Origin of the sequence: Kordia jejudonensis (assembly GCF_001005315.1) — a bacterium.
Taxonomy (GTDB): Bacteria; Bacteroidota; Bacteroidia; order Flavobacteriales; family Flavobacteriaceae; genus Kordia; species Kordia jejudonensis.
Genome location: NZ_LBMG01000002.1, coordinates 183,244 through 200,215, shown reverse-complemented (window position 1 = coordinate 200,215; position 16,972 = coordinate 183,244). Strand labels below are relative to the sequence as shown.

The 16,972-nt window shown below is 35.4% G+C and carries 13 protein-coding genes and 1 tRNA gene; 10 read left to right on the top strand and 4 right to left on the bottom strand.

What is annotated here, in order from left to right:
- The first annotated feature begins 108 nt into the window (after nt 1–108).
- The 4 genes from AA089_RS01770 (at nt 109) to AA089_RS01755 (ending at nt 5,152) form a co-directional block, all read left to right on the top strand.
- Nucleotides 109–181: transfer RNA gene (locus tag AA089_RS01770), tRNA-Gln, on the top strand.
- A gap of 553 nt (nt 182–734) precedes the next feature.
- A complete protein-coding gene (locus AA089_RS01765) occupies nt 735–2,405 on the top strand; it encodes a peptidase domain-containing ABC transporter (RefSeq protein WP_046755182.1) in 1,671 nt (556 codons plus the stop codon).
- Nucleotides 2,399–3,751, top strand: a complete 1,353-nt coding sequence (locus tag AA089_RS01760) for an HlyD family secretion protein (RefSeq protein ID WP_046755181.1) — start codon at nt 2,399–2,401, stop codon at nt 3,749–3,751. Before AA089_RS01765 ends, AA089_RS01760 begins: the two co-directional genes overlap by 7 nt.
- Before the next feature lie 6 nt (nt 3,752–3,757).
- Nucleotides 3,758–5,152, top strand: coding sequence for a TolC family protein (locus tag AA089_RS01755; RefSeq protein WP_173427041.1), 1,395 nt, complete (start codon nt 3,758–3,760; stop codon nt 5,150–5,152).
- A 240-nt stretch (nt 5,153–5,392) separates the two neighbouring features.
- Here AA089_RS01755 and AA089_RS01750 read toward each other — a convergent pair whose 3' ends face one another.
- Both AA089_RS01750 and AA089_RS01745 read right to left on the bottom strand, forming a co-directional pair.
- Nucleotides 5,393–5,575, bottom strand: a complete 183-nt coding sequence (locus tag AA089_RS01750; RefSeq protein ID WP_156168858.1) for a hypothetical protein — start codon at nt 5,573–5,575, stop codon at nt 5,393–5,395.
- 125 nt (nt 5,576–5,700) lie between these two features.
- A complete protein-coding gene (locus AA089_RS01745) occupies nt 5,701–7,386 on the bottom strand; it encodes a helix-turn-helix domain-containing protein (protein ID WP_162200400.1) in 1,686 nt (561 codons plus the stop codon).
- 310 nt (nt 7,387–7,696) lie between these two features.
- On the opposite strand from AA089_RS01745, the gene AA089_RS01740 reads away from it, so the two are divergent.
- On the top strand, nt 7,697–7,912 hold the full coding sequence (locus tag AA089_RS01740) for a hypothetical protein (protein WP_046755178.1): 216 nt from the start codon (nt 7,697–7,699) through the stop codon (nt 7,910–7,912).
- A gap of 82 nt (nt 7,913–7,994) precedes the next feature.
- Nucleotides 7,995–9,308, top strand: coding sequence for a hypothetical protein (locus tag AA089_RS01735; protein WP_156168857.1), 1,314 nt, complete (start codon nt 7,995–7,997; stop codon nt 9,306–9,308).
- 108 nt (nt 9,309–9,416) lie between these two features.
- On the opposite strand, the gene AA089_RS01730 is transcribed toward AA089_RS01735, so the two are convergent.
- Nucleotides 9,417–10,238, bottom strand: coding sequence for a universal stress protein (locus AA089_RS01730; RefSeq protein ID WP_046755176.1), 822 nt, complete (start codon nt 10,236–10,238; stop codon nt 9,417–9,419).
- Nucleotides 10,239–10,403: 165 nt separating this feature from the next.
- On the opposite strand from AA089_RS01730, the gene rimP reads away from it, so the two are divergent.
- The 3 genes from rimP to infB are packed head-to-tail and all read left to right on the top strand — an operon-like array spanning nt 10,404 to nt 14,997.
- Nucleotides 10,404–10,868 (top strand): ribosome assembly cofactor RimP, encoded by a 465-nt coding sequence (rimP, locus tag AA089_RS01725; protein ID WP_046755175.1) that lies wholly within the window; start codon nt 10,404–10,406, stop codon nt 10,866–10,868.
- 13 nt (nt 10,869–10,881) lie between these two features.
- Nucleotides 10,882–12,114: a transcription termination factor NusA gene (gene nusA / locus AA089_RS01720; RefSeq protein WP_046755174.1), complete on the top strand. Its 1,233-nt coding sequence runs from the start codon at nt 10,882–10,884 to the stop codon at nt 12,112–12,114.
- 51 nt (nt 12,115–12,165) lie between these two features.
- Entirely contained in the window at nt 12,166–14,997 is a 2,832-nt protein-coding gene (infB, locus tag AA089_RS01715) for a translation initiation factor IF-2 (protein WP_046755173.1), read from the top strand.
- Between the two features lie 73 nt (nt 14,998–15,070).
- Here infB and AA089_RS01710 read toward each other — a convergent pair whose 3' ends face one another.
- Entirely contained in the window at nt 15,071–15,469 is a 399-nt protein-coding gene (locus AA089_RS01710; RefSeq protein ID WP_046755172.1) for an SPOR domain-containing protein, read from the bottom strand.
- Nucleotides 15,470–15,682: 213 nt separating this feature from the next.
- Between AA089_RS01710 and AA089_RS01705 the strand changes: the two genes are divergently transcribed.
- Complete coding sequence (locus AA089_RS01705; protein WP_046755171.1) at nt 15,683–16,972, top strand: cytochrome c3 family protein; 1,290 nt, start codon at nt 15,683–15,685, stop codon at nt 16,970–16,972.

The window sequence follows — 16,972 nt, the reverse complement described above, 5'->3', positions numbered from 1 at the left end:
AGGACATTTTTTTAGAAAAGGTTAAGAATCATTTTTTCTTGAAAATAATTAAAAAAAATATTTGGTCGTTTCAAACTTTGTTTTAAATTTGCATCCGCATTACAGCATTGGCCCATGGTGTAACTGGCAACACGTCTGGTTTTGGTCCAGAAGAGTCTAGGTTCGAGCCCTAGTGGGCCAACAAAAGTTCCTTTCGCAAGATTGGAACTTTTTTTATGCAATTTATTTTGCAAAGTGCTTCGTAGTACAAAAAATGTATGGAAAGCGCAGAATATATGAGCCTTAGCAGACAGAAAAAAGCTTTTTTCAGTAGGAAAGAAGCTTTTTTTTATGACTTTTTTTTTAAAAGTATACAGTCAAATCTTTTCCTAATATACGAATAGAATTCTTCTGTATAATTTATCATAATAATTAAAAATAGTACCGTAACTTAGTCTGCTAAAATGTCTAAATAATATGGAGAAAACTACAACAAAATGCAATATAGATGCTTGTAGACTCCGTTGTTTTAGGGCAAAGTGATATAAGTTAATTGTTAAAATTTAACAAAATTAGTAGATTATAAGTATTTGTAAATCAATTTCATAAATTTTATTAATGTTAATATTAATCTTTTTATATGTCACGTTAATAGTATTACTATTATATTTGCGTTCGTAAATATTAAAGTAGAATAATTAGAAGAGTTTGTTTGAATTTTTCAAAATAAAAGATAACGTTTTTAATATAAAAACATGAAAAAAACTCAGTTAACACCTTGGCAACGTTTTATGGGATTGCTGCAATTGGAGAAAAAAGACATTTTGCAGATTCTCTACTATGCCGTTTTTGCAGGAATTGTTGCGCTTTCGTTACCGCTTGGTATTCAGTCAATTATAAACCTGATTCAAGGCGCGCAAATATCAACTTCTTGGATTGTTCTCGTTACCTTGGTAACCTTAGGAGTTATTTTCTCAGGCGCATTACAGTTAATGCAGTTGCGAATTATTGAAACCATTCAACAGCGAATCTTCATGCGCGCATCGTTTGAGTTGAGTTACCGTTTTCCAAAAATCAAAATGAATGAACTGCGCAATTACTATCCGCCAGAACTAGCAAACCGATTTTTCGATACCTTAACCATTCAAAAAGGGCTTTCGAAAATATTGATAGATGTGCCATCAGCATTACTACAAATACTTTTCGCGTTGATATTATTATCATTTTACCATCCGTTTTTTATCATTTTCGGAATACTATTACTCGTATTAATTTACGTAGTATTCAAATTCACAGCGCAAAAAGGATTGCAAACAAGTTTAGAAGAATCTAAAAACAAATACAAAGTTGCCCATTGGATTCAAGAAGTAGCGCGTACCATGGTAAGTTTCAAACTGTCAGGAAATACAAGCTTGGCTTTGCAAAAAAATGATGTTTTGGTCGAAAAATACCTAAAAGCTCGTGAAAGTCACTTCCGTGTCTTGGTATTGCAATTCATACAAATGATTTCTTTCAAGGTATTAGTAACAGCTTCATTATTATTAATTGGAGGCGCATTGGTGCTAAATCAAGAAATGAACATTGGTCAGTTTGTGGCAGCAGAAATTATCATTCTATTAGTTATTGCTTCTGTAGAAAAATTAATTGTCGGGTTAGAATCATTTTACGACGTATTAACATCGATAGAAAAGTTAGGACAAGTTGTCGATAAAGAATTAGAACCACAAGAAGGAGAAATGCCAGATTTTAGTCCAGAAATGACTATTGAGTTGGACAATGTTTCGTATGAAGTGGTCAATCGTGAAAAACCAATTTTAAAAAATATATCACTCAAAGTAACACCAAAAAGTAGAATTCTAATTCAAGGAGAAAGTGGTTCTGGGAAATCGAGTTTACTACGATTAATCACGGGTGTTGCAGAACCAACTTCGGGAAGTATCTATATAAATAGATTCTCCTTAGAAAGTTTGCACAGAAATCATTACAGATCGCATTTAGGATTATCGCTTTCGGAAGAAACACCATTCGAAGGAACCATCAGAGAAAATTTATCCTTTGGAAACGAAAAAATTTCAGATGAAACCATTTTTTGGGCACTTGAAAAAGTAGGATTAGCACAATTTATAAAAGAACAACCACAAGGATTAAAAACCATTTTAAATCCTGAAGGGAAACAAATTTCGTATAACATTTCTAAAAAAATAGTTTTGGCAAGAGCTATCATCAAAAAGCCAAAAGTATTAATTCTAGAAGATCCACTGGATCAATTTAATGTAGATGAAAGTAATGAAATTATTGATTTCTTAACCGATTCTTCAAATCCATGGGCACTTATTGTAGTCAGTAGCAACGAACGTTGGAAAACGAGTTGCGGCGGATTGTTAACACTAGATAAAGGAGAAATTAAAAGTCGAAAAGCATGTTAAATATATCACATAATCAGCTCAATAAAAAAGTAGATCTTGCCCAGTACAAATCAGGAAAGGAGATCTTCACAAAAAAATACTACAAGCAGCTCAATAAATTTTTATTAGCGTTTGCAATCATTGGACTTATTGTGTTATTCTTACCTTGGACACAAAATATTTCCGGACAAGGGCAAGTAACAACGCTACGACCAGATCAACGTCCACAAACTATTCAGTCGCAAATTCCAGGGCGAATAGAGCAATGGTACGTACGTGAAGGCGATTCCGTAAGAAAAGGAGATACCATTTTAAAAATATCAGAAGTCAAAAGTGAATACTTTGATGACAAATTAATAGAACGTACAGGCGATCAAATTAAAGCAAAATCGTCTTCTGTAATAGCGTACAAAGGAAAAATTGGTGCGTTGGAAAGACAAGTTGCAGCATTGAGAAATGAGCTCAACTTAAAGTTAGAACAAACAGAGAACAAACTGTTGCAAGCCAAACTAAAAATCAAAGGCGATAGTATTGCTGTTGAAGCAGCTCGGATTAACAAAAATATTGCACAGCGTCAATACGATCGTACAGCAACATTAGAAAAAGAAGGTTTGAAGGCAGTAAAAGATGTGGAAGAAAAACGCTTAAAGTTGCAGGAAACGGAAGCCAAATTAATCTCTTTAGAAAATAAATACTTAGCAAACCAAAATGATTTGATCAATGCAAAAATAGAGTTGTCACGAACAAGAGCAACCTATGCAGATAAAATTTCCAAAGCGCAAAGTGACATGTTTACCGCGCAGTCGAGTCAATATGATACGGAAGCACAAGTGACAAAGCTAGAAAACGAATTCACGAATTATTCCGTTCGAAGCGGATTACTTTACATTTTGGCACCACAAGACGGATTTATCAACCGAGCGTTAAAAGGCGGAATAGGAGAAACCTTTAAAGAAGGCGAAGAACTCGTCGGCATCATGCCAGCAGGATACGACTTAGCTGTAGAAAGTTTTGTGCGCCCAATAGACTTACCATTAATTCATATTGGAGAAAAAGTTCGTGTACAATTTGATGGTTGGCCAGCAATTGTATTCAGCGGATGGCCAAATGTTTCTTACGGAACGTATGGTGCCAAAGTTGTGGCCATTGAAAACTTTATAAGCGATAACGGAAAATATAGAATATTACTAGCGCCAGACGAAAGTGATCACGAATGGCCAACGGCAATTCGTGTAGGTTCAGGAGCGCGCACCATAGCATTATTAGACGATGTGCCAATCTGGTTTGAATTGTGGCGACAGCTCAACAGTTTCCCGCCAAACTTCTACCAGCCAACAGACAAAAAAGAAACAAAAAAGAAGAAATAATAAGCCATGCGAAATTACTTTTATTTCATTGTATTTCTTTTCAGCGGAGCGTTGTGTGCGCAAAACACATTGGATTCAATCATGACACTGAATGAATATTTAGGGTATGTAAAAACGTATCATCCAATTGTAAAACAAGCAAATCTAATCATCAACGAAAGTGAAGCAAAGCTCTTAAAAGCGCGTGGAGCTTTTGATCCGAAGTTGGAAGTAGATTACGATCGTAAAAAATTCAAAAACTCAGAATATTACGATAAATTAAATGCGACATTCAAAATTCCAACATGGTACGGAATTGAATTCAAAGCAAATTTTGAAGAAAATACAGGCGAGTTTCTAAATCCTGAATTTTCGGTACCAACAGATGGTTTATACAGCGCAGGAGTTTCAGTATCATTGGCAAGAGGATTTCTAATCAATGAGCGAATGGCAATGCTAAAACAGGCAAAACTATTTACACAACAAGCAAAAGCCGATCAGCAATTGTTGGTCAACGAAATTTTATATGAAGCGTCTATCACGTATTTCAATTGGTTAAAATCGTACAGAAACAAAGAAGTATACAGTTCGTTTTTGTCAAATGCGAGCATGCGTTTTGATGGAATCAAAAGAAGCTATCGCGAAGGAGAACGCGCTGCAATTGACACGTTGGAAGCACGATTGACACTCAATACCCGAAAATTATCCTTAGAAAAAGCACGCATCAAATATATAAAGTCAACCTTAGAATTGTCAAACTTTTTATGGCTAAATGACAATACGCCTGTAGAATTGCAAGACAATATTTTGCCCGATGTGCAAACAGTGGCAAGTGTTGACGACGTATTGCAAGTAACAGGTTTTGACAATGAAGACTTTGATGTTGATGCACATCCAAAAATGCGTTCGTTAGATTTTAAGTATGAAAGTTTACAGATCAACACGCGCCTGAAACGAAACATGCTATTGCCACAAATAGATCTGCAATACAATTTCTTATCGCAAACGCCCGACAACATCGGAACGTTCAATTCTGCCAATTACAAAAGCGGTATCAACATTAGTTTTCCTTTATTCTTACGAAAAGAACGTGGAGATTTACGTTTGGCAAAGCTAAAATTACAAGATGTAGAATTTGAAAGAGCTACAACACGAGTAACGCTCAAAAATAAAATTGATGCTGTAACGCAAGAAATAGAATCATACAATGTGCAAAACAGATTAACAGAAGAATTAGTAGCCGATTATCAAGTGCTATTAGATGCGGAAGAGCGTAAATTTTTCTTAGGAGAAAGTTCGTTGTTCCTTGTCAATTCGCGGGAAGCGAAACTCATAGAAAACACGATAAAGGCAATCGAATTAGAAAACAAATTCTTCAAAACAAAAGCGAGTTTATTTAATATAATGGCTAACCTTTTATAAGCGTAAAACAAAAAAGTTAGTTTCATGAAAAATCCCAATCAACTACGATTGGGATTTTTTAATACTACTACCAATTAAACTATAAAATGCAACATATAAACTCGTTCATTTGCCATCTTAGTTTCTTGTGAATATTTTCCGTAGCTAAGGCTATGTAAAGCATTCACTGTGTCCTATGATACCAAAGCAACTTCGTCTCTAAAGTCGCATTTTACAATCAAATTGGTATAAGTTTTCCTTTTACGGACAATTAATTGGATCTGTTGATTGACAAACTCCTTGTTTATTAAGATTTGGTAGTGTTTTAGGAAACGATAAGCATGCTAAACTTGAAAGTCCACCATTAATGGCATACTGATGTGATACTTTTGCAATTTTTGATTTTTGCAGGTTTAAACGAAAAGTTGATTTTTTAAATTTCATGGTCAAATAAATTTGTGATTACTTTATAAAACTACTATAAGTTTTAGAAATCAATACACTGTTTGCCTGACTGTTGATTGCAATTTATAAATTGCACACCATTTTTAAATATAAGAATCTGAATATTAATCGCTTGCAATTTTTACTTGTTGAATAAAGTCAGAAGGTTGCATCTTGGTTTTGCGTCGAAAAGCACGTGCAAAAGATTGCGAATTATTAAAACCAACTTCCAATGCAATTGCTTTTATCGTATATAGTGAAAAATGTTTATCCGTTTGAATTTTATGAATAGCATACGCAATCCGTAAATCATTTAAATACTCTGCAAACTTTTTATTTTTAAACGTGTTAATCACTTTTGATAAATAAGAAGAATTCGTCTTAAATCTTTTCGCCAAGCCTGTCAACGTAATGTCAGATTCTATAAAAGCATTGGAAGCTTCAAATTGAGCAAGTTCGTTCAAAACGGCGTCAATCACTTCTTCAGGAACTCCAATTGCGTCAATTGTTGTCGTATCTACAGGTTCAGATGTTGGTTTGTTAGCTGCATTGTGCGAATTTACAAACTCCTGAAAACGCTTGCGAAGTCGTTTTTGCTTCACATAAAAAGCAATCAGCAACACAACAAATAAGGAAAGTAACAGGAAAGCTCCAATTAAAAAAGTATGGTATTTTTTATCTTTTTTTGTCAACTCTTCATTCAGTTCTTGCTGTTTTTGAAGCAACTCTCTTTGGTCGAACTTATTGGCAATTTTAGTGCTCAACATGCGATATTCTGCCGTACTTTGGCTAGATGCAAACAATGCTTTTTCAATATAAAAAGCTTCCTTTTCAAGATCATTTTGAGTTCTATAATACGTGTACAACGCTTCATAATTCTCCATAATATTACTTGAAATATGTTTCGGATTCAATAAAAAAATGGAATCTACTTTTTTGTAATTTGCAATAGCTTTTTGCTTATTTCCCAACGAATCGTAGGCTTTTCCCAAATGGAAATAACCGTTAATAATAGGAAGTTTATCAGGGTATTCGTTGACAATTGGTAACGTATTTTCAAAAACGTCAATAGCTTTCATGTACACTTTTCTGTAAAAAGAATTCATGGCGCTATTCAATACAAAAAAATGATACATTTCGTCATTTGCTTCTCGCTGTGCAATCTTTCTTCCCAACGCATTGTACTTTTCGGCAGAATCAATTTGCTGAATTTCCGTATACACATCTGCTAACGCCAAATGTGAACGGATAAAATCTTCAGGATCATGATCAGGATTTTGCAACTCATACGCATAACATTCTTTGAAAATAACCAAGGCTTCATCATACAATTCAAGCCGTTTCTTCAAGACGCCAATATTGTACTTATTTACATATACCAACTCTGTATTTCCATTTTTCTCAGCAACATCATATGCTTTTACATGATTTTCAAGTGCTTCCTTGTAATTTCCTTCCAAATAGGACAAAGCACCTTTGTAGGTGTACAAAATAGCAGGATAACGTTTGTCATTCAAATCCTTACTAATGGCAATTCCTTTGTCAAAAAAAGAAAAGCTTTCACGGTAATCTGCATTGTGTGCAAAACCCAACAATTCATAGCCAATAGTCATCTGTAAAGCGTCATTTTCTTCTTTCGCTTTCGCGAGATAGGACTTTGCGTATAGAATTCTCTTAGTAGTATCATTTTTTGAATCATCAAACAAAGTCCGAAGCTCAGGATACGTTTTCTGAGAAAGAGAATCTACATGGGAAGAAGAAGCATTTTGTTGTGCAGAAAGAAGCATGGATGCAAACAAAAAAATCGTCATAACGAGTGTATGTGTATACAAACGCAAAGGCAAACCGAATGATGTTACATAAAACCTCTTTTTGGGCATACGAATAAGTAGAAAATTAAAAATTAAGACTTCTTGATGCTTATAAATATAGCTTTTTTTGACGGGAAACGATCAACATTTACACACAATTAAAAATTTGATAAACATGCGTGTTGCAATTCATAAATTGACAGTTGCAATTCGTAAATAGTGCTAATCTTCGTTTTTTTTAGGCAACATATCATCCTACATTTGATTCGTTGCAACACTTCAAACGAATATAAATCAAACACTAAAAATTATGAAAAAAAAGAACATGGGTTTGAGTAAAATGAGACTACACAAAACGCGGATTTCCAATTTTAAAATACAAGGCGGAAACGAAGAAACATCTATTTCGCACTTCGTAGCATGTCCAGTAACAATGCCAGCGCCTACAGGAATAGCTTGCAAGCCTTCCGAGTGGTGCAATTCATGGCGTGTAACACAATGCGATAAAGGTCCATGTGCATCCTAAAAATGGAAATTACACAAAAGGAGCAACCCGAAAATCCTTTAATTGGCCAAAAAGAGTAGGGAAAACCAAAACCAAAATAAAAATGAAAACAACATATATCAAATTGTTTTTCTTCGCAACAGCACTGTTGTTGCTCAATGCTTGTGCTAACGACCAAGTGAGCGTGGAAGAAGAAGCAATTACACTAGATGCGTTAGAAGTGGCAAAACAATCGCCGACGCACGAAGGTTTATTTGAATATGCACGATTACTATCGATGGCAATTCATCAAAAATCGAATATGAATGAAGCGTTGCAGCAAAAAGCATTGCAATTGCAACAAAACGGTTATTACGAGCAAGAATTCTATGTAGGTATGCAAGGAAAAGAAACGCTCAAAGAATTTGGCAGCTTGTCATTACATAATGTGCTAACAGAAGTTGGCGGTGATGAAACAGTGACAAAAATTGATGGATACTTACAAACCAATCCTGCCATGTCTGTTTTATTATTGGGCGATGCAAAATCCAAAGGGTTTTCTAACAGAGTGTATGTAGACAATGGCTTTGATGACAGAAATCCTTCGGAAATAATTTACTACTACGAAAACGGCGAGTTATTTTCAGATGTTGTTAGTAATGAAGTAACGCAGAAAGCATTTATTGTTAGAAACAGTGAAGTGTATATTGATGATACTGACATACACTATAACAGAGCAAATACTTCCAATGAAACGGTATTATTTTCATATGATGATGGAAGATCGGTAAAAATCAACTCAGGAGCAATGGCAGAATTAGTTCCGATTGATGACGGTGAGCCAGGAGGCGGCGGATATCCACCACCGCCACCACCGCCGCCAAGTTGCAACGAACCATGTGAGCGCGATTGCGAATCTGGAACGGAAAACTTATGGCGATTTAGAACAGAAGATGATTACGATGGAGCTTTCAGAGGGAAAGGTGAGTGGTTTTTTGTAATCATTTGGGCAGATGGCGTAAACTACACTTTGCAAAACGGTGGTGTTTCGGTAACAGGTCCGGCATTGAGTTACCTTCGTACAGGTCAAATAAATAACGTGCGTGGCGATAATTCATGGCACTATCCTAACTTTAGCTCCATCATTTGGAATAGAGAGCCAAGTCCAGGAAATCCAGTTGGAGACAGTAACCGAATGAAAGTTGCTTGTTTTGAATCTGACGGCGGAAGTACAAAAAGCATTTCGTTTACACTTACCTACAGTTTAGAAACGTCAAGTGCAGGAACATTTGGATTCAATTTCCCAGTGAGTTTTACCATCAATGATGGAGACGACTTTATCGGAGAATATTTAGTAGAATATTGTCATGATATTGGGTACAACGGATTCATATATCATCCAGCAGGAGATGTAGATTTCCAACATAACGAACGTTAATATATTGTATGCAGAAAATCCCAATCAACTACGATTGGGATTTTTCATATAAGAATCTTTTCAGTCTTTCAATTTTTTAATCCTTGAATCTTTCAATCCTAAAAAAAATCAAATCTTAAACGTAATCACAGGTCGCATCGCATGATTTACCAAATCTTCACTAATACTCCCGTTAAAAAAATGTGCCAATCCTTGACGTCCGTGTGTGCTCATTCCGATCAAATCGGCATCAATTGACTTTGCAAAATTCAGAATTCCATGTTCAATAGTATCGTCATTATAAATATGCTTTTCAAAATTTGGAATCTCAAAATCAGCAATAAAATTGTTCATCTTCTGTTCGGCTTTTGCTGTACTTACAAAACGACTTGGCGTATTTACATACAATAAATACAATTTGGAATTAAAACTATTTGCAAAATCAAGCGCTTGTTCAAACACTAATTTTTGATCTTCGGAAAAATCGGAAGCAAACACAAAGCTATCTACCTTAAAATGATCCATATCGTTTTTAATAACCAATACAGGTGCATCCGCAGTACGCACAACTTTCTCCGTATTCGATCCGATAAACATTTCTTTCAATCCAGAAGCTCCACTAGAACCCATAACCACCAAATCGATATCATGTTGAATAATAGCTTCTGTAATTCCGTCAAACGCTTTTTGCGATTCTACCGTAACATGTACGGTAATATCTTTCATATATTCCTTTTCCATTGTTTTCTCAAAGCGCTCGTTGGCAATCTTCATAAATAACAATTGTTCAGGAACGTTCAAATTAGTATCTCCAGATAGAAAATGCGAAGGCAGCTCTAGCATATGCATCAAATAAATTTCAGCATCATTCTGTTTGGCTAAAGAAGCGGCAACCTTTAAAGCATATTCGGCTTGTTCTGAAAAATCAGTAGGAAGAAGGATTTTTTTCATAATTGAGTTTAAGAGTTTAACGATATCAATATCAATGAAAGTTACAAATAAAATCCTTTACTCGAATAGTTTTTAAAATTAGAAAAAATATGTATATTTGCACCGTTGTACGACGAAAAGAATCAAAATGAGGGGACTATAAGTCCCCTCTTTTCATACTAAAAAATGTTCAAAGAAAAAGTTAATAATTTAGTACAAGAGGTGCTCTCAGAAGAGCCATCTCTCTTCTTGATTTCAAAAGAAATTACTGCAGGAAATAAAATTGTAGTAGTCATCGATGGCGATAATGGTGTGACACTAAGTGACTGTATGAAAGTAAGTCGCCATATCGAACATAATTTGGATAGAGAAGAAGAAGATTTCTCATTAGAAGTATATTCTTCAGGAGTTTCGGAAGGATTAACACACATTCGTCAGTACAAAAAAAACATACAAAGAAAATTGGAAGTAATCATTGCAGACAACAAAAAAGTAGAAGGTACTTTAGTGGAAGCTGATGATGAAAAAATTAAACTGCAATGGAAAGCGCGCGAGCCAAAACCCATTGGAAAAGGTAAAGTGACCGTTCAAAAAGAACAAGAAATACCTTATAAAGATATTGTAAAAGCAAAAGTTATGGTAACATTTTAATTAAAGACATGTCATGGAGAATATAGCATTGATTGAGTCGTTCTCAGAGTTTAAAGACGACAAGCTAATAGATCGTGTAACGCTAATGGCGATATTAGAAGATGTTTTTAGAAATGCATTAAAAAAGAAATTTGGATCAGATGATAATTTTGATATAATTATCAACCCTGACAAAGGAGATTTGGAAATTTGGAGAAACAGAATTGTAGTTGCAGATGGAGAAGTAGAAGAGCCAAATCAAGAAATTGAGCTTACGGAAGCTCGAAAAATTGAGCCAGATTTTGAAGTTGGAGAAGATGTATCAGAAGAAGTAAAACTAATAGACCTTGGAAGAAGAGCAATATTAGCATTGCGTCAAAACCTAATCTCTAAAATACACGAACACGACAATACAACAATCTATAAGCAGTTTAAAGATTTAGTTGGAGATATATATACTGCAGAAGTGCATCACATCAGACATAGAGCAGTCATATTATTAGACGATGAAGGAAATGAAATCGTGTTGCCAAAAGAAAATCAAATTCCATCAGACTTCTTCCGTAAAGGAGAAAATGTTAGAGGAATTATTGAAAGAGTTGATTTAAAAGGAAATAAGCCAATGATTATCATGTCAAGAACGGCTCCTGAATTCTTGGAAAAATTATTTGAACAAGAAATTCCAGAAGTATTTGACGGACTAATTACGGTTAAAAAAGTAGTGAGAATTCCAGGTGAAAAAGCAAAAGTAGCCGTAGATTCTTATGATGATAGGATCGATCCAGTTGGAGCATGTGTGGGAATGAAAGGTTCTCGTATCCATGGAATCGTGAGAGAATTAGGGAACGAAAATATAGATGTAATCAATTACACAACAAATTTACAACTATACATAACACGTGCCTTAAGTCCAGCAAGAGTGAGTTCACTAAAAATTAGTGAAGACACAAAGCGTGTTGAAGTATTCTTAAAACCAGAAGAAGTTTCAAAAGCCATCGGAAAAGGTGGATTTAACATTCGATTAGCAGGACAACTTACAGGATATGAAATAGATGTGTATCGTGAAGGTGTTGAAGAAGATGTTGAATTAACAGAATTTTCAGATGAAATTGAAGCTTGGGTAATTGAAGAATTTAAGAAAATTGGTCTTGACACCGCAAAAAGTGTATTAGATCAAGAATTAGACTTCCTTGTAAAACAAACAGATTTAGAGGAAGAAACCGTAGGGGAAGTAATTAGAATTCTAAAAGAAGAATTCGAAGATTAATAGAAAAAGCAATTTTTTTATTTAAAAGAGGGTAAAAATTTAAAAAAGCTTATGGCTGAACAGAACAAAATAAGGCTAAGTAAAGTATTACGTGAATTGAATATTTCAATTGATAGAGCCGTGGATTTCTTATCTCAGAATGGACATTCTGTGGAAAAAAGACCTACCGCGAAAATATCACAAGAAATATACAATGTGCTACTTGATGGTTTTCAAACCGACAAGAGCAAAAAAGTGGCTTCTAAGGAATTAGGAGAAGAAAAAAGAAAAGAAAAAGAAGCGTTGAGAGAGCAACTTGTAAAAGAACAAGAAGAAGCACAACGAAGAAAAATGGAGCGTGAAGAAGTGGTGCGCGCTAAAGCAAACCTTTCTGGACCAAAAACGATTGGAAAAATAGATCTAAACCCTCAAAAAGACAAATCGGAACCAGTTCAGAAAAAAGTTGAAGAAGCACCAAAAGCTACACCTGCTAAAGAAGTTCAAGCGAAACCTAAGCAAGAAGAAGCACCAAAAGCTGTAGAAAAGCAAAAAGCTCCTGAAGTAAAAGCTGAAAAAAAGACACCAGTTCAAAAGCCTGCTGAGTCTAAAAAAGCGCCTGTGCAAAAAGCACCTCAAAAGCCCAAAACACCTGCAAAGGTTGTTGAAGAAACTACGAAAAAGGAGGAAACTGAAGCGTCAGTGCCAGAGAAAAAAGTAATTGAAACAAAATATCAAAAGCTTTCTGGTCCGAAAATGACAGGTCAAAAAATTGACTTGACACAGTTCAACAAAGCAAAAAAGAAAAAAGAAGATTCTAAAAAAGAATCAGAAGCAGATAAAAGAAAGAAACGTAAGCGTATTTCTAAATCAGGTCCAGGAGGAAACAACAATCGTCCAGGAGGAAACAATAACAACCGTGGTGGAAACCGTGGCGGAGGAAATAGAGGTGGAAACCGTAGAGGACCACAACGAAAAGCGCCTGTTGTAAAAGTTGAGCCTACTGAAGAAGAAGTGCAAAAACAAGTACGTGAAACGCTTGAAAAACTTCAAGGGAAAAGTAACAAATCTCGTGGAGCAAAATACCGTAAAGGGAAGCGTGACATACACAGACAGAAAACCGAAGAAAGTCTAGAGCAACAAGCAGCAGAAAGCAAAATCTTAAAAGCAACAGAATTTGTAACTGTTGGTGAACTTGCTACCATGATGGATGTCGGAATCAATGAAATTATATCTAAATGTATGATGTTAGGAATCATGGTAACCATGAACCAACGTCTTGATGCAGATACATTGTCCATAGTTGCTGAAGAATTTGGATTTAGTGTAGATTTCGTTGCCGCTGATATTGAAGAAGCAATTCAAGAAGAAGAAGATGCGCCGGAAGACTTATCTGCAAGAGCACCAATAGTAACTGTAATGGGACACGTAGATCATGGTAAAACATCGCTACTTGACCATATTCGTAAAGAAAATGTAATTGCTGGAGAATCAGGAGGAATCACACAGCATATTGGAGCATACGGAGTACAGCTTGAAAATGGACAACGAATCACTTTCTTAGATACACCGGGTCACGAAGCCTTTACAGCAATGCGTGCACGTGGTGCGCAAGTAACGGATATCGCAATCATTGTAATTGCAGCAGACGACGATGTCATGCCGCAAACAAAAGAAGCCATCAGTCACGCGCAAGCGGCTGGAGTTCCTATCATATTTGCGATTAACAAAATTGATAGACCAACGGCAAATCCTGATAAAATAAAAGAAAAATTAGCGGCTATGAACCTTCTCGTGGAAGATTGGGGAGGAAAAATTCAATCGCATGATATCTCTGCAAAAACAGGATTAGGAGTTGACGAATTACTAGAAAAAGTATTGCTTGAAGCTGAATTATTAGAATTACAAGCAAACCCAGATAAAAATGCAGTTGGAACTGTCGTAGAAGCATTCCTTGACAAAGGTCGTGGATATGTATCAACAATTCTAATACAAAACGGAACATTAAAAATTGGAGATTACCTATTGGCTGGAAAGCACAGTGGTAAAATTAAAGCAATGTTTGATGAGCGTGGGAAAAAAGTAAAAACTGCAAATCCATCAACGCCAGTATCAATCTTAGGATTAGATGGAGCGCCACAAGCAGGTGACAAATTCAATGTATTTGAAGACGAAAAAGATGCAAAACAAATTGCAGCCAAACGTACACAATTACTACGAGAGCAATCTGTAAGAACGCAAAGAAGAACAACGTTGACAGACATTGGTCGAAGAATCAAAATTGGTGACTTCCAAGAGCTGAACATCATTCTTAAAGGTGATGTGGATGGTTCGGTTGAAGCATTGACAGATTCATTCCAAAAACTATCTACGGAAGAAATTGAAGTAAAAATCATTCACAAAGGAGTTGGAGCCATCACAGAAAGTGATGTGTTATTAGCAAGTGCTTCTGATGCAATTATCATCGGATTCAACGTGCGACCAGCAGGAAATGCCAGAAACGTTGCTGATAAAGAAGAAATCGATATCCGTACGTACTCCATTATCTATGATGCTATCAATGATGTAAAAGATGCCATGGAAGGACTATTATCTCCTGAAATGAAAGAAGAAATCACGGGTAATGCTGAAATTAGAGAAACCTTCAAAATCTCCAAAATTGGAACAATTGCAGGTTGTATGGTAACAGATGGTAAAATTTACAGAAATGCTGGTATCCGATTAATTCGTGATGGAGTGGTAATCTTTACAGGAGAATTAGCTTCGTTAAAACGTTTCAAAGACGATGTTAAAGAAGTTAGTAAAGGGTATGATTGTGGATTACAAGTGAAGAACTACAACGACATCAAAGAAGGTGATATTGTAGAATGTTTCCAAGAAGTAGAAGTGAAAAAGAAATTGAAATAAATATCAATTACATAACAAAAAAAGGATCGCATTTGCGATCCTTTTTTTATATCATAAAAGTTCAAAAAACAGCTTATTTTTTCTTCTTTGGAGGATTAAACACAAAAGCATTTGGGAATAAATCCTTCACTTCTTCTAAATAACGATCTGCCTCTAAACGCGTTCTAAAATTCCCAATCCAAACCTTGTAATTTGGAGTTTCAAACTTTAATTTTGATTGAATATATGGATGCTTCAATTCAAATCGCGACTTAGCTTTTTCAGCATTTTTACGATTTCCATTAAAGATTTGAATTCGGAAACGATTGTCATTATCCGTTTCTTGGTTAATTTCTGTCTTATATGTAAGTAATTTGTCAATTTTTGGGTCTTGTGACACGTTAATCTGTCCTTCTTGCGCATTTGTAATTTCGGTGCAAAAAAACAGACCAAGCGCCATAAAAGTTAACTTTCTAATCGGTAAAAATCTCATAATGAATACTATTTAGTGCAAATGTAAAATATACTAACGAACTTTAAGCATGAAATCTTATTTAGAATTACTATAAATTACAAATTAAGAGTTCGCTAACATTTCTCAAATTAAACGCTATTTGTATTTTTGCTCAAATTTGGAAAACGCATGAACGTCTAAGATTAAAATAACCTTAGAAAAAATCATGCCAAATTAAGAAGACTTAAAAATATGAAAAAGGTGAATCACCGTAATTCAATTTCAAGAATTTTAGGAATCGCGCTAGCGCTGACGCTAGCATTTTCAACTTCTCTCTTTGCACAAGATAGTGCAGCGGCAGTGGCAGCTGGTAAAAGTTTGTTCAATGCCAACTGTGCAGCTTGTCACAAATTAGACGCCATGTCTACTGGTCCAATGTTGAGGAATATTGAGCAACGCTTAGCGGAAGAGGAAGGTTTAGACAGAGAATGGTTGTACAAGTGGATTAGAAATAGTTCCGCATTGATCAAGTCTGGAGATGCATATGCCGTAAAAGTATATGAGGAAAATGGAAAAAAAGCAATGACGGCTTTTCCAACGTTGACAAATGAGGAAATCGATAACATTCTTGCGTATACGGCTTCTGAGCCAATTAAACCGCCGACGCCAGACGAAAAGACTGTTCAGGTTGTTGAATCTGGTTTCTCAAATCAAATGGTGCTTTGGGCATTAATCGTATTATTTGGATTACTAGCACTAGGATTATTCTTAGTAAATAAAACACTTCGCAAATTTGCTGCAGCAAACGGGACATTAAATCTTGAAGAAGAAACAAAAGGAACACCAATTTGGAAAGCGTTTGCGCAAAATCAATTCTTGGTTATTGTAACTACAATATTCTTCCTATTAGGTTCTGCATACTTTGCATATGGATACTTAATGCAAGTAGGAATCGATCAAGGATATCAGCCAATTCAGCCAATTCACTTCTCGCACAAAATTCATGCAGGAGATAACAAGATAGAATGTAAATACTGTCACTCTTCTGCAAGAGTAAGTAAGCATTCGGGAATTCCGTCACTAAACATTTGTATGAACTGTCACATGAACATTGCAGAATACAATGGAGAGACTTCAGCTAAATATTCAAAAGATTTCTACGATAAAGAAATTCAGAAAATATATAAAGCTACAGGATGGGATCCAGCAACACAAGCGTATGTAAATGAACCGAAACCAGTAAAATGGGTTCGTATTCACAATCTTCCAGACTTTGTGTACTTCAATCACTCGCAGCACGTAACTGTTGCAGGTGTTGATTGTCAAAAATGTCACGGACAAATCCAAGAAATGGAAATCGTTGAGCAACATTCTCCACTAACAATGGGATGGTGTATCAACTGTCACAGAGAAACAGATGTGAATCTAAAAGGAAGTGCATACTACGAAAAGATTCACGAGCAACTAAAAGAAAAATATGGTGTTGAATCATTCAAAGCGTCTCAAATGGGAGCGTTAGAATGTGGAAAATGTCACTATTAA